We start from the raw sequence: 23115 nt of genomic DNA on the forward strand, positions 1-23115 counted from the left end.
ATCCAGCGCGGCCGGCGCCGCCTGTGCGGTGGCTGTCGCCATCGTGCTCGCGGGATGCGCGAGCGGCCCGCGCGGCGGCGGTGGCCGCGACGGTCCGGGCACCAGCCCGCCGTCCAACCTCGAGCGCGTGCCCGACGCCGAGCCCCGCATCGAGCCCATCCGCGGCAGCGGCGGCACCAGCAAGCCCTACACCGTGCTCGGCCGCGGCTACACGCCGATCACCGACGACCGGCCGTTCCGCGAATCGGGCCTGGCCTCCTGGTACGGGCGCAAGTTCCACGCGGGCTCGACGGCCAGCGGCGAGCCCTACGACATGTACGCGATGACGGCGGCCCACAAGACGCTGCCGCTGCCGAGCTACGTGCGCGTGCGCAACCCGGCCAACGGCCGCGAGGCGATCGTGCGCGTGAACGACCGCGGGCCCTTCGTCGACGGCCGCGTCATCGACCTGAGCTACACGGCCGCGCTCAAGCTCGACCTGCTGCGCGGCGTGGCGCCGGTGGAGATCGAGCGCATCACGAACGAGGACATCCGCACCGGCGCGTGGCGGCGCGGGTCGGACACGATGCTGGCGGCGGCCCCCGTGCCCCCACCCGTGCCCGCGGCGCCGGTCTACGTACCGCCACCGCCGATGCCCGCGCGCGCGGCCGCCGCGCCGGTGGCCGTGCCCTCGGCCTGGGTCTCGACGGTGGGCACCAGCGCGCCCGAAGCCTCGCCGATGCCGGTGGCGCCGCCCGCCGCGGCCGCGCCCGCCCCCGGCGTCGACGACGAGGTCGAGCCGCCGGGGCCGCGCCCGCCGATGGTGGTGAACACCTTGCCGCCACTGGCACCGGCCGCGTCCGCGCCGCCGCCGAGCGGGCCGACACCCGCGGCGGTGGCTGCCGCGGCCGCGGCTTCGCTGGCCGGGCCCGACACGCCCTCGGCCGGCTTCTGGGTCCAGCTCGGCGCCTTCCGCGAACGCGGCGGCGCCGAGACCCTGCGCGCCCAGGCCGCGCGCGGCCTGCCCTCGCTCGCGCCGCAGCTGCGCGTGTTCAGCGAAGCCGGCACGCACCGGCTGCAGGCCGGCCCCTTCGCCTCGCGCGGCGAAGCGGGCGAGGCCGTGTCGCAGGTGCGCGAGAGCCTGCGCATCTCGCCGATGGTGGTCGAGCGGCGCTAGGAGCGCCCGGCCGCTGCACTTATTCGAGCGGCTTGACCGGCACGGGCACGTGCATCGCGACGTTCATGCGGTTCCACGAATTGATCTGCGCCACCGCGACCGTGAGCTCGGCGATCTCGAGGTCGCTGAAGGCGGCCTTCAGCGCCTCGTACTCGGCATCGCGCGCATCGTGGCGGTCGGCCATGCGCGTGAGCGATTCGGCCCAGGCCAGCGCGGCGCGCTCGCGCGCGTCGTAGAAGCTCATCTCGCGCCAGGTCGGGAGGCTGTTGATGCGCTGCCAGCCTTCGCCTTCCTTGCGCAGGTCGCGCACGTGCATGTCGAGACAGTAGGCGCAGCCGTTGATCTGTGAGACGCGGGCGAACACGAGGTCGACCAGCTTCTTCTCGAGCGTGGTGCCGGCGATGGCGGTGTTGACCGACAGCAGGGCCTCGAAGGCCTTGGGCACGGTCTTGAACCAGTTGAGGCGGGGGGTGGTGTTCATGGCGATGTTCTCCAGTGGTTGACGATGAAATCGGGCTACACACTGAAGACGCGCCGGCCCGCCGGCCTGTGACACGAAGTCCGAAAAAAATCAGCGCGCGAAGGCCGCGGCGATGCGCGCGAGCTTGTCCGGATTGCGCTGCGCGCGCACGCGGGAGATGCGGTCGCCGTCGAACTCGAAGGTCTGGGCCGACTCGAGCACGCCGCCGATGAAGCGCAGCAGGCCCGGCTCGCCGTTGATGTCGACCAGCTCGGTGCGCACGCTGCGTTCCGGCTCGCCGCCCGCGTGGCGCCGCTGCACGGCGAAATAGAGCTGCGCGATGCGGCGCGCGCCGACCAGCCCGTGCGTGAAGGTCTGGACCTTGCCGCCGCCGTCGCCGACCAGTTCGGCTTCCTCGGTGAAGAAGGCCTCGAGCTCGCGCACGCTGCCCTTGGCCGAGGCCTCGGCGAAGCTGCGCAGCAGCCGCATCTGGGTCTCGCGCGAGACGCGGTAGCGCGGCCGCCCTTCCTGCACCTGGGTCTTGGCGCGGTGCACGAGCTGGCGGCAGGCGGCCTCGCTCTTGCCGAGCATGCGCGAGATCTCGTCGTAGTCGGTGTCGAACACCTCGCGCAACAGGAAGGCCGCGCGCGCCTCGGGCGCCAGCCGCTCGAGCACGGCCAGGAAGGCCACCGAGACGTCGTCGGCGCGCTCGAGCATCTGCTCGGGCGTGACCGGCGACTCGGTGAGCATGGGCTCGGGCATCCAGTGGCCGCTGTAGTGCTCGCGCTGCACCTTGGCCGCGCGCAGCCGGTCGATGGAAAGCCGGGTCACGACCGTGACCAGCCAGGCCTCGGTGCTGTCGAGCGCCTCGGTGGCGGTTTCGTGCCAGCGCAGCCAGGCGTCCTGCACGACCTCCTCGGCCTCGGCCACGGAACCGAGCATGCGGTAGGCGATGCCCTGCAGGCGCGGGCGGTGGCGGTCGAAGGCGAGGGTGGCGGCGTCCATGGAAGCAAGACGGCTGGCGTTGCCGGTTCGTGACAGGGGCGCCCAAAAAAATCGCCCCGGCGTGCGGGGCGATTTTCTGCTGTCTTTCTTGCTTACGCGCCCTGGTATTCGGGCTTGGGGCCGAGGCTGGCCGCCAGTTCCTTGCGGTAGCGGTTCAGTTCCTGGACCGTCTTGAAGCTGCGGTTCATCAGCAGGCTCAGGTTGTGCAGGATGCGCTCGCCGACCTTGGTTTCCCAGACGGCGTCGAACTTGATCTGCTTGTCGAGCCAGTGCTCGAGCCAGTCCGGATCGGGCATGCGGCTCTGGATGGTGTCGTTCGGGAACAGCGCCTTGTTCACGTGCAGGTTGGTCGGGTGCAGCGCCTGGGCGGTGCGCCGGGCGCTCGCCATCAGCACGCCGACCTTGGTGAAGGCCGAGCGGGCCTCGTCGCCGAACTTCTCGAGCGCGCGCTTCATGTAGCGCAGGTAGGCGCCGCCATGGCGGGCCTCGTCCTGGCTCAGCGTGGTGTAGATGTGCTTGATGACCGGCTCGGTGTGCCACTGGGCGGCACGGCGGTACCAGTGGTTGAGGCGGATCTCGCCGCAGAAGTGCAGCATCAGGGTTTCGAGCGGGGGCGCCGGGTCGAAGTCGAAGCGCACCTCGTGCAGCTCGGCCTCGGTGGGCGCATGCTGGGGACTGAAGCGCTTCAGGTACTCCATGAGCACCAGCGAGTGCTTCTGCTCCTCGAAGAACCAGATCGACATGAAAGCGGAAAAATCGCTATCGTGGCGGTTGTCGCGCAGGAACATCTCGGTGGCCGGCAGCGCCGCCCACTCCGTGATGGCGTTCATCTTGATGGTTTGCGCCTGCTCTTCGGACAGCAGCGAAGCGTCGAACGACTGCCACGGGATGTCCTTGTCCATGTCCCAGCGGACGGATTCGAGTTGTCTGAAGAGTTCCGGATAGAGCATCTATATCTTTCTAAGGCCGCCGATTTTAAACGGCACGTTTGGCGCGTCCATGACAAGCGCGCGATGATGCGGATACGTGCGCCGTCGCGGCACGGATGCGCCCCCCCTTTGTGAACCAGGAGCCCGCCATGCGAACCCCCACCCCATTGTCGGTCCCGATGCTCCGTACGTCGGCAATGGCCCTGATGGCCGGCCTGTTGACCGCGGCAACGGCCCTCGCCCAGCAACCCGCGGCACCGGCGCCGGCCGCCGCGCCCCAGGCGGCGGCAGGCTGTCCCGCCATACTGCAACACACCTTCCCGCGGCTGCAGGACGAAAAACCACAGTCGCTGTGCCAGTACTCGGGCAAGGTGGTGCTGGTGGTCAACACGGCCAGCTTCTGCGGCTTCACCCCGCAGTACAAGGGACTGGAGGCACTCGACTCCAAGTACCGCGCGCGCGGGCTGGTGGTGCTGGGCTTCCCGTCGAACGATTTCGCCCAGGAATCGGCCTCGAACAAGGAGATCGCCGACTTCTGCGAAAGCACTTTCGGCGTGAAATTCCCGATGTTCGGCAAGTCCTCGGTGCGCGGCTCGGACGCCAATCCGCTGTTCAAGCAACTGGCCCAGGCCTCGGGCACCACGCCCAAATGGAACTTCTACAAGTACCTGATCGGCCGCGACGGCAAGGTCGTGCAGGCCTGGTCGAGCATGACGGCGCCCGACGAGAACGCCTTCATCGCGATCATCGAGAAGCAGTTGGCGGCCAATCCGGGCTGATGCCGGCGAGTTCGCACCAGCGATGTAAATAGAAACTGATCAGTTCACACCGAGACGTATCGGTAATATTATTTACCGATGCGTCAATCAGATTGTGAACCGATCGTCACAAACGCTTACCACTGCGGTGGGAACCGTGCGGCGAGGTCCTCGCTCATAACTCGCGTGGGCAGTGAATGCCCCACGGTTTTCATGTTGCGAGGTCTTCCGGGCGCCTGCCGTCCGGTCGAAATCCCGAGGCGATTCTTCTCCTCCTCCCTCCCTCCCTCCTTCGCGTCGGGGCGCCTCGCAGCATTTTTGTCTTCCAGCCAACCCGGGGCGGTGCCATGAGGCCGCCGGCCCGGGTCGCCATCGTCGGCGCCGGCATCTCGGGACTGGCCGCGGCCCACGCGCTGCGCGACTCGGCCCGCATCACCCTCTTCGAAGCCAGTGACTACTTCGGTGGCCACGCCCACACGGCCACGATCTCGCTGCCGGTTTCGCCCGGTTCGGGCGAACGCGTCGCGCACGGCGTCGACACCGGCTTCCTGGTCTACAACGACCGCACCTACCCCGAGCTGATCCGCCTGTTCGCCGACCTGGGCGTGGCGACCGCCGACTCGGACATGTCGTTCTCGGTCCAGGCCACGCGGCCCGGCGGCGGCCGGCTCGAATGGAGCGGCAGCAGCCTCGCGACCGTGTTCGCGCAGCGCCGCAACCTCGTCGACCCGCGCTTCCTGGGCATGCTGGCCGACCTGATGCGCTTCAACCGGCTGACGACGCGCATCGCGCTCGCCGGCACCGAAGGCGAACTGGCCCAGCCGCTGGGCGACTTCCTCGATGCCCACCGCTTCGGCCCGGCCTTTCGCGACTGGTACTTCCTGCCGATGATGGCCTGCATCTGGAGCTGCCCGACCGCGCAGATGCTGGCCTTCCCGGTCGCGACCATGATCCGCTTCTGCCACAACCACGGCCTGATCCAGATCGCCAACCGGCCGCAGTGGCGCACCGTGCGCGGCGGCTCGCGCCAGTACGTCGAGAAGATCGTCGCGGGCCTGTCCGATGCGCGGCTGAACACCCCGGTGCGGCGCATCGAGCGCGATGTCGACGGCGTGCGCATCGCCACCGATGCCGGCACCGAGGCCTTCGACCACCTGGTGCTCGCGACCCATTCCGACCAGGCCCTGGCTCTCTTGGCCGAGCCCAGCGCCGCCGAGGCCGCGGTGCTCGGCGCCATCCGCTACCAGCCGAACCACGCGGTGCTGCACACCGACGCCTCGGTGCTGCCCGAGCGGCCCTCCGCCTGGGCGGCCTGGAACTACCAGCGCGCGGACGGCGCGCGGGAATCGGGCGGGGTCTGCCTGCACTACCTGCTCAACAGGCTGCAGCCGCTGCCCTGGTCGCAACCGGTGATCGTTTCGCTGAATCCGGTTCGCGAGATCGCGCGTAGTGAGGTCATGGCCGAATACGACTACGCCCACCCGGTACTCGATCTCGAAGCGATCGACGCCCAGTCGCGGGTGCCCGCGCTGCAGGGACAGCGCCGCACCTGGTTCGCGGGTGCCTGGATGGGCTACGGCTTCCACGAGGACGGCCTGAAGGCCGGCCTGGCCGCGGCCCGCGGCCTGCAGGCGCAGCTGGCGACCGGGAAAGACGCCCCATGACCACGGCGGGGCCGTTGCCGCTGATCGGCTTCGGCGAGGTCCGGCATGCGCGGCTGCGCCCGGCCCGCAACGCCTTCGCCTATCCCACCTTCTTCCTCATGCTGCCGATGCGCGCCCTGCGCCGCGACGGCAGCCCGGCGCTCGCGTTCAACCGCCGCGGCGCACTGTCCTTCCACGACGTCGACCATGGCGACGGCCGCGCGCCCGGTGCCGGCGGCGCGCTGGCCTGGCTCGACGAGCTGCTGGCGTCGCACGGCATCGACGACGCCGACGGCGAGGCCTGGCTGCACTGCTATCCGCGGGTGTTCGGCTACACCTTCAAGCCGGTCAGCTTCTGGTACTGCCACGACCGCGCGGGCGCGCTGCGCGCGATCGTGGTCGAGGTCAACAACACCTTCGGCGAGCGCCACTGCTACCTGCTCGACCGGCCGGCCTACGGGCCCGAGCTGCGCGCGACCAAGGCCTTCCACGTCTCGCCGTTCTGCCGCATCGACGGCAGCTACCGCTTCCGCTTCTTCACCGACGCCGAACGCACGCGCACGCTGGTGCGCATCGACCACGACGACGCCGACGGCCCGCTGCTGCAGACCAGCGTCGGTGGCGAACTCCAGGCGCTCGACGCCGCCAGCCTGCGGCGCGCGCTCTGGCGCTACCCGGCCATGACGCTGGGCCTGATCGCGCGCATCCACTGGCAGGCCGCGCGGCTGTGGCTCAAGCGCGTGCCCTTCGTCCACAAGCCGGCCCCGCCGCTTCATTCCGTGTCGCGCGGCGAGCCGCGCCAGCCGCAGGCGAATCTATGACCCCGACGACGACCACCGCCGACTCGCCCGCCTCGGGCTTCCACCTGCCGCAGGACGCGCCGCGCGCGGCCCGCAGCGTGCTGCGCCTCTTGCAGCGCCTGGCGCACGGCTCGCTGACCGTGCGGCTGCCCGACGATTCAGTGCGCCACTTTGGCGCCGCGCCGGGCGAGGGCCCGACCGCCTCGCTCACGCTGCGCAACTGGACGGTGTGCAGCGCCGCGCTGAAATCGGGCGACATCGGTTTCGCCGAGAGCTACATCGCGGGCGACTGGACCACGCCGAACCTGGTCGAGCTGCTGCGCGTGTTCGTGGCGAACCGGCGCGCGATCGAGAACGTGTTCTACGGCAGCTGGACCGGCCGCCTGCTCTACCGCCTGCGCCACCTGCTGCTGAACCGCAACAGCAGGACCGGCAGCGCGCGCAACATCCAGGCGCACTACGACCTGGGCAATGCCTTCTACGAACTCTGGCTCGACGAGACGATGAACTACTCGTCGGCCTGGTTCGAGGGCGACCTGACGCGGCCGATGCCCGAGGCGCAGCACGCCAAGGTGCGGCGCGCGCTCGCCATGGCGGGCGTGCGGCCCGGCGACCGGGTGCTCGAGATCGGCTGCGGCTGGGGCGCGCTGGCCGAGAAGGCCGCGACCGAATTCGGCGCGGCCGTCACCGGCGTGACGCTCTCGCACGAGCAGCTCGCCCACGCGCGCCGGCGCACCGAAGGCCTGCCGGTCGACCTGCGGCTGCAGGACTACCGCGACATCGGCCGGACCACCGGCGACGCGCCCTTCGACGCGATCTGCTCGATCGAGATGGTGGAAGCCGTGGGCCGCGAATACTGGCCGACCTACTTCGCGAGCGTGAGCCGGCTGCTCAAGCCGGGCGGGCGCGCCTGCATCCAGAGCATCGTGATCGACGACGCGCTGTTCGAGCGCTACGTGGACGCCACCGACTTCATCCAGCAGTACATCTTCCCGGGCGGCTGCCTGCCCTGCCCGCGCGAGTTCCGGCGCGCCGCCGAGGCCGCGGGGCTCGAAGTGATCGACGAATTCGCCTTCGGCGCCGACTACGCCGAGACCCTGCGGCGCTGGCGCGAGCGCTTCCTGGCGCAGCGCGCCCAGGTGCTGCAGCTCGGTTTCGACGAGCGCTTCATGCGGATCTGGGAGTTCTACCTGGCCTACTGCGAGGCGGCCTTCGCCGAGCGCAGCATCGACGTGGTGCAGTACACGCTGCGCAAGCCCTGAGCCGGGGCAAACGACAAAAAAGCGCCGGAAGGCGCTTTTTTCATGGGCGAAAACGGTTCAGCCGCTCAGGGCTGGGTGTCGATGAAGCTCGGCCGCTGCATCAGCTTGTCGTAGAGCTTCGCGAGGTTCGCGTAGTCGGCACGCCACTCGATCTCGGGGAAGCGCAGGTTCAGCCAGCCCAGGGTGCAGCCCACCGCGATGTCCGACAGGCTCAGGTGGATGCCGCTGCAGAAGGGCTTGTCGCCCAGGCCCTTGGCCATGGCGGCCACGCCGGCCTCGACCTTGGCGCGCTGGCGGTCGATCCAGGCCTCGCTGCGCTCGCCGTCGGCGCGGCCGGACCAGGTGCGCTCCAGGCGCCACAGCACGCCGGCGTCCATCACGCCGTCGGCCAGCGCTTCCCAGGTCTTGACCTCGGCGCGCTCGCGGCTTTGCTGCGGAATCAGCTTGCCGACCGGCGACAGGGTGTCGATGTATTCGACGATCACGCGCGAGTCGAACATCGCCTCGCCGCCTTCCATGATCAGGCACGGCACCTTGCCCAGGGGGTTGGAATGGGCGATGGTCGTGTCGGGCGACCAGACGTCCTCGATCACGAACTGGTAGTCGAGCCGCTTCTCGGCCAGCACCACGCGCACCTTGCGCACATAGGGGCTGGCGGCGGATCCGATCAGTTTCATGAAGGCGCTCTCCCTCGATTTTGATAACGTTTGTTCATAATCATTTTAGGGGAACGCCAAAGCCCGGTTTTCGGTGTACCGGGTTCGTCCCCGGGCGGCCCGCCTAAAATTCGGGCATGAGCTTCTCCACCGTCTCCGCCCTTTCCCCCCTGGACGGCCGCTACGCGGCCAAACTCGCGGCCCTGCGCCCCCTGATGAGCGAGCAGGGCTACATGCACCGGCGCGTGCAGGTCGAAGTGGCGTGGTTCATCGCGCTGTCGGACTGCGGCTTCGCCGAATTCAAGCCGCTGACCGGCGGCGCCCGCAAGTACCTGATGGGCCTGGTCTCGCACTTCTCCGAGGCCGACGCGCTGGCCATCAAGGAGATCGAGAAGACCACCAACCACGACGTGAAGGCGGTCGAATACTGGATCAAGTCCAAGTTCGAGGCCCGCCCCGAGCTGCTGGCCGCGGCCGAGTTCGTGCACTTCGCCTGCACCAGCGAGGACATCAACAACACCAGCCACGCGCTGCAGATCCAGGCCGCGCGCGACACCGTGCTGCTGCCCGCGATCGACGGCCTGATCGCCAAGCTGCGCGAGATGGCGCACCAGTTCGCCGACGTGTCGATGCTCTCGCGCACCCACGGCCAGACCGCCAGCCCGACCACGGTCGGCAAGGAGATCGCCAACGTGGCGGTGCGGCTGTCGAAGGCGCGCGCGCAGATCGCCTCGGTGCAGCTGCTGGGCAAGATGAACGGCGCGGTCGGCAACTACAACGCCCACCTGGCGGCCTGGCCCGACTTCGACTGGGAGGCCTTCAGCCGCAAGGTCGTCGAGACCCCGGCGCCACTGGGCCTGGGCCTGAGCTTCCAGCCCTACAGCATCCAGATCGAGCCCCACGACTACATGGCCGAGCTGTTCGATGCCGTGGCGCGCGCCAACACCATCCTGGTCGACTTCTCGCGCGACGTCTGGGGCTACGTGAGCCTGGGCTACTTCAAGCAGCGGCTCAAGAAGGGCGAGATCGGCTCCTCGACCATGCCGCACAAGGTCAACCCGATCGACTTCGAGAACGCCGAGGGCAACCTGGGCCTGGCCAACGCGCTGCTGCGCCACCTGAGCGAGAAGCTGCCGATCAGCCGCTGGCAGCGCGACCTGACCGACAGCACGGTGCTGCGCAACATCGGCGTGGCCTTCGGCTACGCGACCCTGGCCTATGCCAGCCTGGCCACCGGCCTGGGCAAGCTCGAGCTCAACCGCGACGCGCTCGCGGCCGACCTCGACGCCTCGTGGGAAGTGCTGGCCGAGCCGATCCAGACCGTGATGCGCCGCTTCGGCGTGCAGGGCGCCTACGAGCAGCTCAAGGAAGTGACGCGCGGCCAGACCGTGACGGCCGAGGCGCTGCATGGCCTGATCCGCTCGCTCGCGATTCCCGAAGAGGAAAAAGCCCGCCTGCTGGCCATGACGCCGGCCAGCTACGTGGGCAAGGCGGCCGAACTCGCCGGTAGAATCTGACGCCCTGTGCATCGATGCACCAACCGCTTTTCCCAAGCGGTTGGTTCGCTCGCTGAGGCCGCCTGAGGCCAATTAAGGGGCGGGCGATTCGTTTCGATCGCCCTTTCCGGTTTCCTTCCAATTTCCTAGCCAACGCACGCCGCATGCCGGCCGTGCGCCAGCCAGCAACACTTCCGTGCGGGACGCCTCGGCGTCCCCGTCGTCCATGCTGCGCGCTTCCCTGCGACGTCTCTGGCTCAAGATCCATCGCTGGGTCGGCCTCACGCTCGGCCCGATCCTCGCCGTCACCGCCCTGCTCGGCGCGGCACTGGTCGTGGGCCAGCCGCTCGACCGTCAGGCCCATCCCGAGCTGTTCGTCGCGCGCACGGCCGGCAACGCCACCGCGGCGCGGCTGCCGCTGGAACCGCTGCGCCAGCGCCTGCTGGCCGAGTTCGGCCCCGACACCAACCTGACCCTGCGCCCGCCGCGCCAGCCCGGCGACAGCTACTGGGTGCTGGTGCGCGGCAGCTGGGACGGCACGGTCTACCTCGACCCCTTCACCGGCGCCGAACAGGGCCGGCGCGGCACCCAGGAAGGTGCCTACAACCTGATCTACAAGATCCACAACAGCCTGCTGCTCGACAGCACCGGCAAGGGCATCCTGGCCTTCGTCGCGCTGTCCTACCTGGTGCTGCTGGTGACGGGCCTGGTGCTGTGGTGGCCGACGCGCTGGCCGCCGTCGCTGCGCATCGTGCTCAACCGCGGCCTGCTGCGCGGGCTGTTCGACCTGCATCGCACGGGCGGCGCGGTGCTCGGCCTGCTGATCGCGGTGTCGGTCGCCACCGGCGCCTACATGGCCTGGCGGCCACTGGGCGATTTCATTTCCGCCGCCATGGGGCAGCAGCCGGTCAAGGCGCCGACGATCGCCAAGGGCACGGCCCAGGGCCCGCGCCTGCCGCTGGACGAGATCGTGGCGCGCGCGCAGCAGGTTTACCCGGGCCAGCCGATCGGCTACGTGGCGGTGCCCGGCAAGGCCGACCGGCCCGTGCGCGTTCGCTTCAAGCTGCCCGACGACCCGCATCCCAACGGCATCGGCTCGGCCTGGCTCCACCCGGTCACGGGCGAGGTGCTGGCCGCGCGCAAGTGGCAGGAACTCGATGCCGGCAACGGCTCGGTGGCGGTGATCTTCCCGCTGCACACCGGCGAGCTCGGCGGCGTGGTCCACGAGATCGTGACCGCGCTGCTGGGCCTGGCGCTCGGCGGCCTGGGCTTCAGCGGCATCTGGCTCTGGTGGCGGCGCCGCCGCACGGCCGCGACGGCGCGCCGCGACGCGGTCGCGCGCCCCACCTCCTGAGCCCAAACGATTCGACGACGGCGCGACGACGCCGTCCTGCCCGAACGACGCGCCCCACGCCCGCCCGTTCCTTTTTCAATTTCAAAAAACCGAGGAGTTCCCGTGTCTGCATTCAAACGCACCGCCATCGCGATGGCCCTGCTTCCCCTGAGCCTGCCCGGCTTCGCCGCCGAGGGCGATGCGCCCGCGGGCGCCGACGGCAAGGCGCTCGAGGCCATCACCGTCACCGGTGACTGGCTCGGCAGCCCCACCGAGAAGAAGGTCGTCGAGCATCCGGGCGCGCGGACCATCGTCGAGCAGCGCCAGATCCGCGAGAGCGGCTCGTCCAGCGTGCGCGACGTGCTGCGCCAGATCCCCGGCGTGCAGGTGCAGGAGAGCAACGGCACCGGCGGCAGCGACATCTCGCTGAACGTCGGCGTGCGCGGCCTGACCTCGCGCCTGTCGCCGCGCTCCACCATCCTGATGGACGGCGTGCCGCTGGCCTACGCGCCCTACGGCCAGCCGCAGCTGTCGCTGGCGCCGCTGTCGCTGGGCAACATCGAGACCGTGGACGTGGTGCGCGGCGCCGGCTCGGTGCGCTTCGGACCGCAGAACGTGGGCGGCATCATCAACTTCGTGACGCGTTCGATTCCCGAGAAGTTCGCCGCCGAGGCCAGCGTCGGCGTGGAGAGCGCGGGCCATGGCGGCGGCACCAAGTCGACGCCCAGCGTGTTCGTCGGCGGCACCAACGACAAGGGCCTGGGCCTGGCGCTGCTGTATTCGGGCACGCACGGCGAGGGCTTCCGCCAGAGCAACGACAAGACGAACATCGACGACCTGATGCTCAAGGGCAGCTACCGCTTCTCGAAGACCGACGACATCGCGGTGTCGCTGCACCACTTCGAGGGCCAGGGCCGCATGCCCGGCGGCCTGACGACGGCGCAGTACGCGCTGAACCCGTTCCAGTCGGACCGTCCCTTCGACGAATTCACCGGACGGCGCACTGACGGCTCGCTGCGCTACACGCACAACGACGGCATCAACAAGTTCGAGCTGCTGACCTACTACACCGACTCGTTCCGCGGCAGCCACCTCGAGCAGGAAGGCACGGGCACCAGCGCCGGCCAGCGCCGCCTGACCGCCGCGCCGCGCGAGTACCACACCTTCGCGATCGAGCCGCGCTACTCGCGCCTGATCGACTCGGGCAGCGTGGTGCAGGAAGTCAGCGTGGGCTACCGCTACCTCAAGGAGTCCAGCTCGGAAGTGGCCACGCGCAGCAGCTACTACCGCCCGCGCCTGGGCTTCGACGCCACCACGCTGGCGCAGCCGGCCTACCAGACCAGCGCCGGCGGCACCACCGCCAACGCCTTCTACATCGACGACCGCATCGACTTCGGCAACTGGACCGTGACGCCCGGCGTGCGCTACGAGGCGATCCGCTCGCACAACGACGTGGTGGGACTCACCAGCGGCCGCATCACCAGCGTGATCGCGCCGAAGATCGACTCCAACGAATGGCTGCCGACCGTGTCGGTGATGTACCGCATGAACGAGCGCTGGTCGCTGTTCGCGAACGCCGGCGTGTCCTTCGGGCCGCAGCAGTACGCGCAGCTCGCGCAGTCCACCGACGGCCTGCATCCCGAGAAGGCGAAGACCTATGAGATCGGCACGCACTACAAGGGCGAGGCCTGGAGCTCGGAGCTCACGCTGTTCAACATCGACTTCGACAAGGAGCTGCAGCTCGCGCGCTCGATCACCGGCGACGTCGGCCAGTGGACCGACCTGGGCGCCACGCGCCACCGCGGCCTGGAATCGGCGCTGCGCTACGAGCTCGGCGACCTGAGCCCGGCCCTCAAGGGGCTGTCGCTGTCGGCGACCTACACCTACACCCAGGCCACGCAGAAGGCCGGCGCCTTCGCGGGCCGCGACCTGCCGTTCTACTCGCGCCAGGTGGCCACGCTGGGCGCGCGCTACGAGCGCGGCCCGTGGACCTTCAACGCCGACGTCTACGCGCAGTCGAAGCAGCGCTCGCCGGGCTCGCCCGACACCAATGCGCGCTATGTCACGCTCGAGGACAGCACCGGCCGCCTGGGCAACATCCCCGGCTACGCGGTGATGAACCTGCGCGCCGGCTACGACTTCGGCCCGACGATGCGCAACCTCAAGCTGGCCGTGGGCGTGAAGAACCTGTTCGACCGCCGCTACTTCAACCGCTCGGTGGACAACAACGGCGGCAAGTACGTGGGCCAGCCGCGCACCGTGTACCTGCAGGCCTCGGTCGCCTATTGATCGGCCGGCGGGCAGTTCCCGGGCCGGCGCAGGCCCGGGAGCGCGCGCATACACTCGCGCACCCATGGCGCTCAAATCCACCATCTTCAAGGCCAGCCTCGCGGTGGCCGACATCGACCACGGCTACTACGCCGACCACGCGCTCACGCTGGCGCGCCATCCGAGCGAGACCGACGAGCGGATGATGATCCGGCTGGTCGCGCTGGCGCTCAACGCGCACCAGCTGCAGGACATCTGCAAGGGCGACGGCACGCTGGCCTTCGGCGCCGGCCTGTCGAACGTGGACGAACCCGATGTCTGGCTGCGCGACTTCACGGGCCAGACCCGGCTGTGGATCGAGGTCGGCCAGCCCGAGGACAAGCCCGTCATCAAGGCCTGCGGCAAGGCCGACCAGGTGATCGTCTACTGCTTCAACCACGCGGCCGAGATCTGGTGGCGCGGCATCGAGAACAAGCTCACGCGGCCGCAGAACCTGAGCGTCTACCGCGTGCCCACGGCGGCCTCGCAGGCGCTCGCGGCGCTGGCGCAGCGCTCGATGCAGCTGCAGGCGACGATCCAGGAGAACACGCTGACGCTCGGCGACGGCGCGAACAGCGTCGACATCGAGCTGCTGCGCTGGAAATAACGCAGGGGCCTCAGGGCGGCATCATCTCGCCGCACTGCCAGCACTGCTCGAAGCCGCCCTCGATCCGCTCGCCGCAGACGCACTGCCAGCTGCGCTGCGGCCGGTGCTGCAACGCATGCAGCAGCCGCTGCGCGAGCTCGAACTGGCTTTCGTCGTCGATCCAGATCTCGGGCAGGCACTGGTCGGGCGGCAGCTGGCCGGCCGCCGCGCCCAGGTACTCGCGCTGCACCGTCGCGGCCACGCCGTCCTCGCGCAGCGCATGCACCCACAGCGTCGCGATCGCGAGGTTGGGGGCTTGCGCGAGGCGACGCATCGGGTCGGCCGCTCAGTTCGCGTCTTCGGGCCCGGTGGGCACGGCGGGGTCGTCATCGGGCCACTGCGGCGGCTCGGCCTCGCGCGCGCGCTCGGCATAGCGGTTGAAGCGCCAGGCCGAATCCTCCATGGTGATGCGGCGCCAGGTGACGCGCTTCTCGGCCGGCGTCATCGCGGGCCAGTGCTGCACCTCGTCGAAGCTGCGCCCGCAGCCCTTGCACTGGTCGTCGCCCTGGCTGGTGGAGCAGATCGCGATGCAGGGGGTGTCGGGCGTGCTCTGGTACCAGTCCAGCCAGGCGGCCCAGGCCTTGGCCGGGAAGCCGACCTCGTCGACCTCGTCCTCGTGGTGGTAGACCATGAGCGCATAGACCTCGGCCAGCGCGCGCAGCTCGGGCGCGAGCGTGACGCCATCGGGCGAGGGGCTCTTCTCGCGCCAGTGATTGATGGCGGCCTCGATGTCGGTGATGTGGATGGCGGCCATGAAACGCAGAAAGATGGCAGGGCGGGCGATCATAGTCCGCCAATGTCCCGGGACCTCCGAAGGTTATAGGCGCTACCAAACTTGTAGCAATAGACCTTGCGGCGATGCAGGTTTTGAACGCCTTCCGTTTGAAAGCTTGAAACTTTCGGTTGCCAGCGCGCGAGCGCCGATGCTCTAATCGCGCCCACGAAGGGGAGTAGCTCCCGGCCGTCGCATACGCGGCGGACATCGCCAGGTCGTCAATACGAAGCACAACACTTCCGGCCTGTCGGGCATCGCGCATGTCGCCGAGCGGCCATGCGCATGCCGAGCCAGACCTTCGATTTGAACCTGTGCAGGTTTGGTCGAAGCGTCGTTGAAGTCCCCGGTGTCACCCGGTTTCATTTCCTCGCATCGATCAGCCCGCCCGGGATGAATCGAAACGCATCGATGTGCCTTGCCCGCGGCCGCCACGTACCGGCGCAGCGGACCGGGCACGAGGAACAGAGGAAACTATGGAACAGTTCATGACCCCGGAATTCTGGGTCGCCGTCGGTCAGATCATCATGATCGACATCCTTCTTGGCGGCGACAACGCCGTCGTGATCGCGCTGGCCTGCCGCAAGCTGCCGCCGGCCCAGCGCACGCAGGGCATCCTGTGGGGCACCGCCGGCGCCATCCTGCTGCGCGTGATCCTGATCTTCTTCGCGCTGACCCTGCTGGCCATTCCGTTCCTGAAGCTCGTGGGCGCGATCCTGCTGCTGTGGATCGGCGTCAAGCTGCTGGCGCCCGAGCATGACGACGCGCACGGCAACATCGCCGGCAGCGACAGGCTCTGGGGTGCCGTCAAGACCGTGATCATTGCCGACCTCGTGATGAGCGTCGACAACGTGATCGCCATCGCGGGTGCCGCCCAAGGCGCCGGCGAAGGCCACCAGATGCCGCTCGTGATCTTCGGCCTGCTCGTGAGCATCCCGATCATCGTCTGGGGCAGCCAGCTCGTGATCAAGCTGATGGACCGCTTCCCGATGATCATCACGCTCGGCGGCATGCTGCTGGGCTGGATCGCCGGCACCATGGCCGTGTCCGACCCCGCCGTGGTCAACCCCGCCGCCTGGACCTGGGTGCCGAAGCTGCCGCAGACCGATGTCGTGAAGTACGCCTCCGGCATCATCGGTGCGCTGCTCGTGCTGGCCATCGGCAAGTGGGTGGCCGCGCGCCAGGCCCGCGCCAAGGCTTCCACGCCGGCCACCGCGAGCTGAGCCCGCTGCCCGCCCCACGAAAGTCCCCTATCCATTTCGACCCGTCTCTGCCACTCTAACTACCTGAAGGAGCACCCTATGGAAAAGATCATTCTTTACGTCGACGACGCCGTCTACGCCTGCGAACAGTTCGCCGAACTGGCGCCGGATGCCGATGCGGTCGTGGCGCGTCACTGGGTGCTCGTGGCTTGCGCGCCGCGCATGACGCATCGCATCAGCAAGTGGGTGAGCCACAGCGCGCGCGAGAACTGGCGCGCGAAGTGGTTCAGCAAGCTGCAGGCGCAGCTGCTGCCGCTGCTGGAGCGCAATGGCGGGCAGGTCACGGCCGTGCTGGCCAAGGGTCCGCTGGCCGAGCTCACGCAACAGCTCAAGCGCGAGCACATGGCATCGCACGTGGTCGATGCCCGCCGTCCGAAGGTCGGCGTGGACCTGGAGCCGGTCACGCCCGAGCAGAAGCCGGCCGGCCAGCAGGGCTGGGCTTTTCCCGGTGCCGTGATGGGCATGGGCGCGCTGCTGGTGCTGGCGAACGAACTGGCGGAATAAAGGGGCCGCGGCCTCGGTGCCGCGCCATCCCGCTCAGGCGACGGCTCCTTCGGGAGCCATTTTTTTGGCCCTGCCAACGCCCCGTCCCACGCGGATTCGCGGGCATGTCCGTCTCGCCGCCGCCCCGGCGCTGCGGTATCCTGGACCGCATGCGCATCCTCCTCAAATGGCTGCTCAGCGCGGTGGCGCTGCTCGCGGTGGCCTACCTCTACAGCGGCGTCCAGGTCAGCAGTTTCGGCGCGGCACTGATCGCGGCCGTGGTCATCGGCCTGCTCAACATGATCGTGCGCCCGGTGCTGGTGGTGCTCACGCTGCCGGTCACCATCGTCACGCTCGGGCTGTTCCTGTTCGTGATCAACGCGCTGATGTTCTGGGCCGCCTCCGGCCTGCTGTCGGGCTTCCACGTCAACGGCTTCCTGGCCGCGCTCGTGGGCTCGCTGCTCTACTCAGTGCTCGGCCTGCTGATCGAGAGCGCGCTCGGCGGGCTGCTGACGCGCCGCTGATCGGCCTGCCGCCGGCTCAACGCAGTGCCGGCTCCTCGGCCTGCCGCTTCACCAGCACCTCGATCTCGCGCGCGCGGGTGTCGACGATCGACGCCTCGAAGTGGTCGACCGGCACCGCGCCCGGACGGCCGCTCTGACTCTGGCGGATCAGTTCCTGCGCCGCCTTGAAGCGGTCGCGCGCGGCCGGATAGTCGAGGATCGCCACGTTCGACTCGGCGTCCGCGCGGATCGCGTGCAGCGTGTCGCCCTGCGCGCCATAGAGATTGGCCAGCGTGCGCCAGGCGGTGGCATCGCGCGGGTTCGTCGCCACCCAGTCGCGCAGCACCGGGATCATCGGCGCCGGCTGCCGGGCCGCCACCGCGGCGTCCGCCGCCAAGAGCATCTCGGGCCGCGACTTCGCCTTGCCATCGAGCAGCGAGGCCGCCTTGGCCACGCCCGCGCCGCCCGCCGCCAGTTCGATCTCGGCCTGCAGCCAGCGCGCCTGGCGCGCGGCCGGGACATCGTCCGCCGTGCGCTCGACCAGCCGCTGCGCCAGCGCGCGCGCCGCCCTGTAGTCGCGCAATTCCTTGGCCGACAGCGCCGCCGCGTAGAGCGTGCCGGCCTGCTGGGCCGGCGAGCTCCTGGCGAACTCGCCGCTGGCGGCCGCGTCGACCCACTGACGCAGCACGTCGACGCCGGGCCGCGTCAGCACGCGCGCGCGCGAGGAGACCATCGCGTGGTCCATCACGAGTACCGGCGCCGGCACCGTGTCCATGCGGAACTGGAAGCGGCCCTGCATGTCGGAGATCCGCTCGCTCGTCAGCGGATGGCTGCGCAGGTAGGGGAAGGAACCGTTGTCGTTGAGCCGCGAGGCGTACTGCAGCTTCTCGAACATCGTCGCCGCGCCCTGCGGCGCGAAGCCGGCCTGCGTCATCACGCCGAAGCCCACGCGGTCGGCCTCGCGCTCCATGTCGCGCGAGAAGTTCAGCTGGTTCTGCATGAACGCCGCCTGGCTGCCCATGACCATCGCCTGGCCCGCGTCGCCGCCGCTGCGGCTCTTGCCCGCGGCGATCATGCCGAGGATCAGGCCCGCGAGCATCAGCGGGAACTGCTTGCTCTGCTTGTCCATCATGCGGGCGATGTGGCGCTGCGTGACGTGCGACAGCTCGTGGCCGAGCACAGTCGCCAGCTCGTCGCGGCTGCCCACCGCCGCCACCAGCCCCAGGTTGAGCCCGAGGTAGCCGCCCGGCAGCGCGAAGGCGTTGATGTTGCGGTCGCGCCCCAGCATCACCACCCAGGCATAGCGCTCGTCGAGTTCGGGCGTGAGTTCGCCGCGCACCCGCGCCGCCGCCAGCAGGCGCTGCCAGATCTCCTGCACGTAGTCGGCGATCACCGGATCGTCGATGTAGTCCGTGTCGCGGTAGAGTTCGCGCGCGATCTGGTCGCCCAGGTGGCGCTCGGCGGTCGCCGTCATCTCGCCACCGTCGCCGAGCCCCGGCAGCAGCTGGGCGCGCGCCAATGGCGGCATCAGCACCTGCGAAGCTATCAAAACACTAGCGCAAACCGTCCGCATGGCGGGCGCGAAGAGGCGTTTCTTGCGAGGGGGTGGGGTCCAGCGTGGCATGGCTTGTCCAGAACTCGGGCTCGTATGATGCACCTCCCTCTTGAACGTTCACCATGAGCTCACTCACCCATTTCGACGCCCAGGGCCAGGCCCACATGGTCGACGTCGCCGCCAAGCCTGCCACCCATCGCGTGGCCGTGGCCACCGGCCGCATCGAGATGCGGGCCGAGACCCTGGCGCTGATCGCCTCGGGCAGCGCGAAGAAGGGCGACGTGCTCGGCATCGCGCGCATCGCCAGCATCCAGGCGGCCAAGAAGACCAGCGACCTGATCCCGCTGTGCCATCCGCTGGCCATCACCCGGGTGGCGGTCGACCTGGCGCTCTCGGACGCCGACGACGCGACCCCGCACGTGCAATGCACCGCCACCGTCGAGACCGTCGGGCCGACCGGCGTGGAGATGGAGGCGCTGACCGCCGTGCAGATCGCGCTCCTGACCGTGTACGACATGTGCAAGGCCGTGGACCGCGGGATGACGGTCACCGGGGTGCATGTGGTGGAGAAGCACGGCGGGAAGTCGGGGAGCTGGACTGCGCCTGCAGCCTAGGGAGCCGGGGCCTTGTCGCCCGGGTTGTGCCTGAGCCAGTGGACGTAGGCGCTCGGATAGGCCTCCCTGAAGCGCTCGGCGATCAGACGCGCCTCGTCTTCATGGCCCGAGAGCTCCGCGCTCTCGATCAGCTTCACGATCACGCGCGGCTCCGGCGAGAAATGCAGCGTTCGCTGCGCGAGCACATGCATCCGGGCCGCGTTCTCGTGCGTGACCGGCGTCAACGTCAGCTCGGCGAAATCGACCTGGCGCGCGAACAGCCAGGAACTGCGGACCTTCGCAAGCGTGTCGTCCTGCCAGGGTGGCAGGCGCGCATCGCGCGGCAGGTAGATCTGGCTGATGCGCGTGTAGTCCCAGGCGGCGTAGACGACGAACGAGAGCAGGGCGATGCCTGCCAGCGCCTGGAATCTTCGGCGATCGGGGAGCCACTTTCTGATCGATCGCGGTGACGATTCCTCGGTTTGGCGCGCGGGCCACAGCATGCCCAGGCACAGGCCGAAGACCAGCTGGAAGGGGCCGTACCACAGCGGGTACTCGAGCAGGCTGTGCACGAGGATGACGGCCAGCAGGCCCCAGGCCATGAGTCGGTTCGGGTCGCGCTCGCGCCAGGGGCGGGCGGAAATCACAAGCCAGAGGAAGCCACCGCAGATCAGCACGGCGGCGGGGATGCCGAGTTCGACCGCGAGGTGCAGGGGGAGGTTGTGGGCGTTGTCGAGAAGCACCGGGAAACGAGGGCCCGGGTAGACGGCCATGAAATGGGCGTAGCTGAGTTCGCCCCAGCCCCAGCCCGTCAGCGGGCGCTCGGCGATCAGGGAGAGGACGTTGTGCCAGAGGGTGAGGCGGCTTTCGTTGCCGAGGGCGGTGGGTTGGAGACGTTGGACGAGGGCGCCGGCGGAGGTGAGGGCCTTGCTGCTCGTGCCGAAGGCTGCGAGTTGGGGTAGCAGCCAATTCAGGGCGAAGTAGAGGGGGAGGATGGCCAGCAGCGCCAGGGGTGGGGGCAGGCGGCGGTGCGCCGCTGGATCGGAAGTGGTGCGGTGTTCCTTCCAGGCAGCAACTCCTGCGGTGACCACAATCAACGCGAGTTGAAGCACACCGGTGCGAGAGCCTGATGCGGCGGTGGCGGTGATCAACAGGACGGCGGCGGCGACCAGGCCGGTCCGCACGCGGCAGGAGCCCTTCATCGCGTACAGCCACAAGACCCCGATCAGCGCGAGGCTGATCAATGTGGCGAATTGGTTGGGCTGGCGAAGCGTGCCCCAGGCGCGACCGGGGGAGGGAGAGGTGATCCAAGGGATAAGAGCGTCAGCGAGCTTGTAGTACTGGAGTAGGCCGACGAGGGCATTGCAGGCCCCTGCAAGCAGCAAGCCCCAGGCCAAGGCGCTCGGGATGGCGCTTTGCCGAATCGCCGCGGCGCCCGCGACGCCCAACAAGCCAACCGCTGCAAGCACGGTGCATGCCATGAGCCGAATGTCCATCGGGCTGTGAGCTGAGAGTGCAAAGGCCGCTACACACAGGCCCAGCCAGGCGAGCAATCCACGGCCCAGCGATCCATTTGGCGAACAGAGCAGCAGAAGGGCAGCACACACCCCAGAAGTGAGCAGTTGCCACGCATTCGCGGAGGGGCCAGAGACGAGTGGGCAAAGGAGTGGAAACGCAATGAGGCACAGACGAAGCCGATGCTTCCAGTTGTCCCAAGAGGAAGTTCGGAGCAAGGTCGCCTCAGATGTCATCCGCGAGATTGTTGCCGCCTCCGCCCCATGACAAGCGGCTTCCGCAAGTGGATGAGCGGATTTGCAAAAAGCAACATTCAGAGACATTCTTTAACCGCTGTTCCCACTCCGTTTCCGGATTGTGGGACCACTTTAGCCAGCCCCCTTAAAAGGCCATCCCTTGATAAACCACCTCACTGAACATCGGCGTTCCGCAGAGGCCCGCAGCGCAGCCGGCTTCACGCTCATCGAAGTCATGATTACCGTGGCAATCGTCGCCATCCTGGCGGCAGTGGCACTTCCGTCCTACAACGACTATCTGCGTCGCGGCAAGATGCCCGAGGCATTCAGCCAACTGTCCGACCTGCGCTCCAAGATGGAACAGTACTACCAGGACTACAGAAGCTACGGCGACGCGACGAAGTGCGCGAAAAACATGGCATCAGGGACATGGGGTGACTTTGCCTCGACGGCCAATTTCACCTATGAGTGCACGACCTCGTCGCCGTTCGACACCTACACCATCACCGCGAAGGGCAAGGGATCGCTTGACGGTTACTGGTACACGATCAATCAACAAGGCACGCCCGGAACCAGCAAGTTCAAGAATACGACCGTTTCGACGAGCACATGCTGGATGACGAAGAGCGCCTCATGTTGAGCCGCGGTCATCCACGAACCCGACAAGAGGGTTTCACCATCGTCGAATTGGTCGTCACGATCACGGTACTCGCGCTGATCCTCTTGGTGGCCATGCCCAGCATCGGCAACTGGCTGGCCAATACCCGCATCCGTAACATGGCGGAGTCTCTCCAGAACGGACTCCAGACCGCACGCAACGAAGCCGTGCGCCGTAACCAAAACATCGGCTTCTATCTGGTTTCGTTGACGGATCCAGCCAAGATGGACAACAGCTGCGCGCTGTCCGACACAGGTGCTTCATGGGTGATTGCGGCGACCTCGCCTGCGACCAAATGCGCCAGCGCCCCTTCCACCACGACGGCCCCCATGATCGTCTCGAAGCAGGCTGCCGGCAGCGGTGCAGTTGGCGTCAAGGCCAAGCATGACGACGACACGACGGCCCACACAGTGGAGTTCAACGGACTCGGCCGCGTGGTCAACGCAGACACCGCCATCAGGACGATCGAAATCCTCGGTCCTGACGCGGACGCCTCCAGCACGGCCTTCCGTCCTCTGCAACTGCACGTCACCGCAGCAGGCGCGGTCCGGTTGTGCGATCCCAGCACCGCGCTTCCATCCAACGATCCACGCCGATGCCCGGCCACGGAGTAACGGCAATGCCTCGACGCCTCGGAATGCCTTCCTTGAGCCACCCGCATCGACATTCACTCCGGTTCTCTTCGCGGGGATCACGCATGCACGGCATCGCGCTGATCGAGGTATTAGTAGCCATCCTCATTTTCATGCTGGGCGTACTGGGTCTGATCGGCTTGCAAAGCGGTATGACGCGAAGTGCAACCGAATCGAAGATACGCGCTGACGCCGTCTACCTTGCGAGCGAGGTCGTCGGTCGGATGTGGGCCGACGCCGACAACCTCACCGCGTACGCCGGCGACGACACGTGCTCGGCAACCAGTTGCACGGAATGGCGAACCAAGGTGGCTCAGGTACTGCCAAGCGGTGGCGCCGCCATCACCGTCAACTCCCTCAACGGTGACGTATCCGTCACCGTGACTTGGCAACTTGGCGACGGGATACCGCACCAGCACGTGACCACTACCACCATCGTGTCGAAATCGAGCTGA

The 23115-nt window shown here is 68.4% G+C and carries 24 protein-coding genes; 16 read left to right on the plus strand and 8 right to left on the minus strand.

The window, feature by feature from the left end:
• The first annotated feature begins 28 nt into the window (after positions 1-28).
• The gene (locus AC1HIL_RS02995) at positions 29-1156 is read left to right on the plus strand and encodes a septal ring lytic transglycosylase RlpA family protein (RefSeq protein WP_413762013.1); all 1128 of its coding nucleotides are present in this window, start codon (positions 29-31) and stop codon (positions 1154-1156) included.
• 19 nt (positions 1157-1175) lie between these two features.
• Here AC1HIL_RS02995 and AC1HIL_RS03000 read toward each other — a convergent pair whose 3' ends face one another.
• From AC1HIL_RS03000 to AC1HIL_RS03010, 3 genes are all read right to left on the minus strand, one after another.
• Entirely contained in the window at positions 1176-1637 is a 462-nt protein-coding gene (locus tag AC1HIL_RS03000) for a carboxymuconolactone decarboxylase family protein (protein ID WP_422099831.1), read from the minus strand.
• Between the two features lie 90 nt (positions 1638-1727).
• Entirely contained in the window at positions 1728-2621 is an 894-nt protein-coding gene (locus AC1HIL_RS03005; protein ID WP_413762012.1) for an RNA polymerase sigma-70 factor, read from the minus strand.
• Between the two features lie 92 nt (positions 2622-2713).
• Complete coding sequence (locus AC1HIL_RS03010; protein WP_057597796.1) at positions 2714-3571, minus strand: ferritin family protein; 858 nt, start codon at positions 3569-3571, stop codon at positions 2714-2716.
• 128 nt (positions 3572-3699) lie between these two features.
• Between AC1HIL_RS03010 and AC1HIL_RS03015 the strand changes: the two genes are divergently transcribed.
• From AC1HIL_RS03015 to AC1HIL_RS03030, 4 genes are all read left to right on the plus strand, one after another.
• Positions 3700-4329, plus strand: coding sequence for a glutathione peroxidase (locus AC1HIL_RS03015; protein WP_057597797.1), 630 nt, complete (start codon positions 3700-3702; stop codon positions 4327-4329).
• A 326-nt stretch (positions 4330-4655) separates the two neighbouring features.
• Positions 4656-5972 (plus strand): NAD(P)/FAD-dependent oxidoreductase, encoded by a 1317-nt coding sequence (locus tag AC1HIL_RS03020; protein ID WP_479671107.1) that lies wholly within the window; start codon positions 4656-4658, stop codon positions 5970-5972.
• Positions 5969-6772, plus strand: a complete 804-nt coding sequence (locus AC1HIL_RS03025) for a DUF1365 domain-containing protein (RefSeq protein WP_479671108.1) — start codon at positions 5969-5971, stop codon at positions 6770-6772. The genes AC1HIL_RS03020 and AC1HIL_RS03025 overlap by 4 nt, the downstream gene beginning before the upstream one ends.
• Positions 6769-8013 (plus strand): SAM-dependent methyltransferase, encoded by a 1245-nt coding sequence (locus AC1HIL_RS03030; RefSeq protein ID WP_261208956.1) that lies wholly within the window; start codon positions 6769-6771, stop codon positions 8011-8013. The genes AC1HIL_RS03025 and AC1HIL_RS03030 overlap by 4 nt, the downstream gene beginning before the upstream one ends.
• A gap of 65 nt (positions 8014-8078) precedes the next feature.
• Here AC1HIL_RS03030 and AC1HIL_RS03035 read toward each other — a convergent pair whose 3' ends face one another.
• The gene (locus AC1HIL_RS03035) at positions 8079-8690 is read right to left on the minus strand and encodes a glutathione S-transferase N-terminal domain-containing protein (RefSeq protein WP_057593676.1); all 612 of its coding nucleotides are present in this window, start codon (positions 8688-8690) and stop codon (positions 8079-8081) included.
• A 116-nt stretch (positions 8691-8806) separates the two neighbouring features.
• Here AC1HIL_RS03035 and purB point away from each other — a divergent pair, with 116 nt between their 5' ends.
• From purB to AC1HIL_RS03055, 4 genes are all read left to right on the plus strand, one after another.
• Positions 8807-10186 carry an adenylosuccinate lyase gene (gene purB, locus AC1HIL_RS03040; RefSeq protein WP_261208953.1) on the plus strand — a complete coding sequence of 460 codons (1380 nt, stop codon included), beginning with the start codon at positions 8807-8809 and terminating at the stop codon, positions 10184-10186.
• Between the two features lie 205 nt (positions 10187-10391).
• Positions 10392-11519 (plus strand): PepSY-associated TM helix domain-containing protein, encoded by a 1128-nt coding sequence (locus AC1HIL_RS03045; RefSeq protein ID WP_479671109.1) that lies wholly within the window; start codon positions 10392-10394, stop codon positions 11517-11519.
• 132 nt (positions 11520-11651) lie between these two features.
• Positions 11652-13787, plus strand: a complete 2136-nt coding sequence (locus tag AC1HIL_RS03050) for a TonB-dependent receptor family protein (protein WP_479671110.1) — start codon at positions 11652-11654, stop codon at positions 13785-13787.
• A 64-nt stretch (positions 13788-13851) separates the two neighbouring features.
• Entirely contained in the window at positions 13852-14412 is a 561-nt protein-coding gene (locus AC1HIL_RS03055; RefSeq protein WP_479671111.1) for a YaeQ family protein, read from the plus strand.
• Between the two features lie 10 nt (positions 14413-14422).
• On the opposite strand, the gene AC1HIL_RS03060 is transcribed toward AC1HIL_RS03055, so the two are convergent.
• Complete coding sequence (locus AC1HIL_RS03060; RefSeq protein ID WP_413762007.1) at positions 14423-14725, minus strand: DUF2007 domain-containing protein; 303 nt, start codon at positions 14723-14725, stop codon at positions 14423-14425.
• Positions 14726-14737: 12 nt separating this feature from the next.
• Positions 14738-15205, minus strand: coding sequence for a DUF3717 domain-containing protein (locus AC1HIL_RS03065; protein ID WP_479671112.1), 468 nt, complete (start codon positions 15203-15205; stop codon positions 14738-14740).
• Positions 15206-15699: 494 nt separating this feature from the next.
• On the opposite strand from AC1HIL_RS03065, the gene AC1HIL_RS03070 reads away from it, so the two are divergent.
• The 3 genes from AC1HIL_RS03070 to AC1HIL_RS03080 all read left to right on the plus strand — a co-directional run bounded on the left by AC1HIL_RS03070 (position 15700) and on the right by AC1HIL_RS03080 (position 17492).
• A complete protein-coding gene (locus AC1HIL_RS03070; RefSeq protein ID WP_057593682.1) occupies positions 15700-16446 on the plus strand; it encodes a TerC family protein in 747 nt (248 codons plus the stop codon).
• 78 nt (positions 16447-16524) lie between these two features.
• Positions 16525-16989 carry a hypothetical protein gene (locus AC1HIL_RS03075; protein WP_057593683.1) on the plus strand — a complete coding sequence of 155 codons (465 nt, stop codon included), beginning with the start codon at positions 16525-16527 and terminating at the stop codon, positions 16987-16989.
• Between the two features lie 149 nt (positions 16990-17138).
• A complete protein-coding gene (locus tag AC1HIL_RS03080; protein ID WP_057593684.1) occupies positions 17139-17492 on the plus strand; it encodes a phage holin family protein in 354 nt (117 codons plus the stop codon).
• A gap of 16 nt (positions 17493-17508) precedes the next feature.
• Here AC1HIL_RS03080 and AC1HIL_RS03085 read toward each other — a convergent pair whose 3' ends face one another.
• Positions 17509-19095: a M48 family metalloprotease gene (locus AC1HIL_RS03085; protein ID WP_479671113.1), complete on the minus strand. Its 1587-nt coding sequence runs from the start codon at positions 19093-19095 to the stop codon at positions 17509-17511.
• Between the two features lie 53 nt (positions 19096-19148).
• Here AC1HIL_RS03085 and moaC point away from each other — a divergent pair, with 53 nt between their 5' ends.
• Entirely contained in the window at positions 19149-19640 is a 492-nt protein-coding gene (gene moaC / locus AC1HIL_RS03090; protein WP_479671114.1) for a cyclic pyranopterin monophosphate synthase MoaC, read from the plus strand.
• On the opposite strand, the gene AC1HIL_RS03095 is transcribed toward moaC, so the two are convergent.
• Positions 19637-21115 carry a PglL family O-oligosaccharyltransferase gene (locus AC1HIL_RS03095; RefSeq protein ID WP_479671115.1) on the minus strand — a complete coding sequence of 493 codons (1479 nt, stop codon included), beginning with the start codon at positions 21113-21115 and terminating at the stop codon, positions 19637-19639. The genes moaC and AC1HIL_RS03095 overlap by 4 nt on opposite strands.
• 415 nt (positions 21116-21530) lie before the next feature.
• On the opposite strand from AC1HIL_RS03095, the gene AC1HIL_RS03100 reads away from it, so the two are divergent.
• From AC1HIL_RS03100 to AC1HIL_RS03110, 3 genes are all read left to right on the plus strand, one after another.
• The gene (locus AC1HIL_RS03100; RefSeq protein WP_479671116.1) at positions 21531-22010 is read left to right on the plus strand and encodes a type IV pilin protein; all 480 of its coding nucleotides are present in this window, start codon (positions 21531-21533) and stop codon (positions 22008-22010) included.
• Entirely contained in the window at positions 21980-22642 is a 663-nt protein-coding gene (locus tag AC1HIL_RS03105) for a GspH/FimT family pseudopilin (RefSeq protein WP_479671117.1), read from the plus strand. Before AC1HIL_RS03100 ends, AC1HIL_RS03105 begins: the two co-directional genes overlap by 31 nt.
• A gap of 83 nt (positions 22643-22725) precedes the next feature.
• Positions 22726-23115, plus strand: coding sequence for a type IV pilus modification PilV family protein (locus tag AC1HIL_RS03110; RefSeq protein WP_479671118.1), 390 nt, complete (start codon positions 22726-22728; stop codon positions 23113-23115).

Source organism: Variovorax sp. ISS6 (genome assembly GCF_056523145.1).

Coding starts and splice junctions, on each gene's coding strand:
- AC1HIL_RS03055 (WP_479671111.1), top strand. CDS start 13,852: ATGGCGCTCAAATCCACCATCTTCAAGGCCAGCCTCGCGGTGGCCGAC.
- AC1HIL_RS03050 (WP_479671110.1), top strand. CDS start 11,652: ATGGCCCTGCTTCCCCTGAGCCTGCCCGGCTTCGCCGCCGAGGGCGAT.
- AC1HIL_RS03015 (WP_057597797.1), top strand. CDS start 3,700: ATGCGAACCCCCACCCCATTGTCGGTCCCGATGCTCCGTACGTCGGCA.
- moaC (WP_479671114.1), top strand. CDS start 19,149: ATGAGCTCACTCACCCATTTCGACGCCCAGGGCCAGGCCCACATGGTC.
- AC1HIL_RS03080 (WP_057593684.1), top strand. CDS start 17,139: ATGCGCATCCTCCTCAAATGGCTGCTCAGCGCGGTGGCGCTGCTCGCG.
- purB (WP_261208953.1), top strand. CDS start 8,807: ATGAGCTTCTCCACCGTCTCCGCCCTTTCCCCCCTGGACGGCCGCTAC.
- AC1HIL_RS03020 (WP_479671107.1), top strand. CDS start 4,656: ATGAGGCCGCCGGCCCGGGTCGCCATCGTCGGCGCCGGCATCTCGGGA.
- AC1HIL_RS03105 (WP_479671117.1), top strand. CDS start 21,980: ATGCTGGATGACGAAGAGCGCCTCATGTTGAGCCGCGGTCATCCACGA.
- AC1HIL_RS03060 (WP_413762007.1), bottom strand. CDS start 14,725: ATGCGTCGCCTCGCGCAAGCCCCCAACCTCGCGATCGCGACGCTGTGG.
- AC1HIL_RS03075 (WP_057593683.1), top strand. CDS start 16,525: ATGGAAAAGATCATTCTTTACGTCGACGACGCCGTCTACGCCTGCGAA.
- AC1HIL_RS03070 (WP_057593682.1), top strand. CDS start 15,700: ATGGAACAGTTCATGACCCCGGAATTCTGGGTCGCCGTCGGTCAGATC.
- AC1HIL_RS03095 (WP_479671115.1), bottom strand. CDS start 21,115: ATGGACATTCGGCTCATGGCATGCACCGTGCTTGCAGCGGTTGGCTTG.
- AC1HIL_RS03110 (WP_479671118.1), top strand. CDS start 22,726: ATGCACGGCATCGCGCTGATCGAGGTATTAGTAGCCATCCTCATTTTC.
- AC1HIL_RS03030 (WP_261208956.1), top strand. CDS start 6,769: ATGACCCCGACGACGACCACCGCCGACTCGCCCGCCTCGGGCTTCCAC.
- AC1HIL_RS03010 (WP_057597796.1), bottom strand. CDS start 3,571: ATGCTCTATCCGGAACTCTTCAGACAACTCGAATCCGTCCGCTGGGAC.
- AC1HIL_RS03005 (WP_413762012.1), bottom strand. CDS start 2,621: ATGGACGCCGCCACCCTCGCCTTCGACCGCCACCGCCCGCGCCTGCAG.
- AC1HIL_RS03035 (WP_057593676.1), bottom strand. CDS start 8,690: ATGAAACTGATCGGATCCGCCGCCAGCCCCTATGTGCGCAAGGTGCGC.
- AC1HIL_RS03065 (WP_479671112.1), bottom strand. CDS start 15,205: ATGGCCGCCATCCACATCACCGACATCGAGGCCGCCATCAATCACTGG.
- AC1HIL_RS03025 (WP_479671108.1), top strand. CDS start 5,969: ATGACCACGGCGGGGCCGTTGCCGCTGATCGGCTTCGGCGAGGTCCGG.
- AC1HIL_RS03045 (WP_479671109.1), top strand. CDS start 10,392: ATGCTGCGCGCTTCCCTGCGACGTCTCTGGCTCAAGATCCATCGCTGG.
- AC1HIL_RS03000 (WP_422099831.1), bottom strand. CDS start 1,637: ATGAACACCACCCCCCGCCTCAACTGGTTCAAGACCGTGCCCAAGGCC.
- AC1HIL_RS03085 (WP_479671113.1), bottom strand. CDS start 19,095: ATGCCACGCTGGACCCCACCCCCTCGCAAGAAACGCCTCTTCGCGCCC.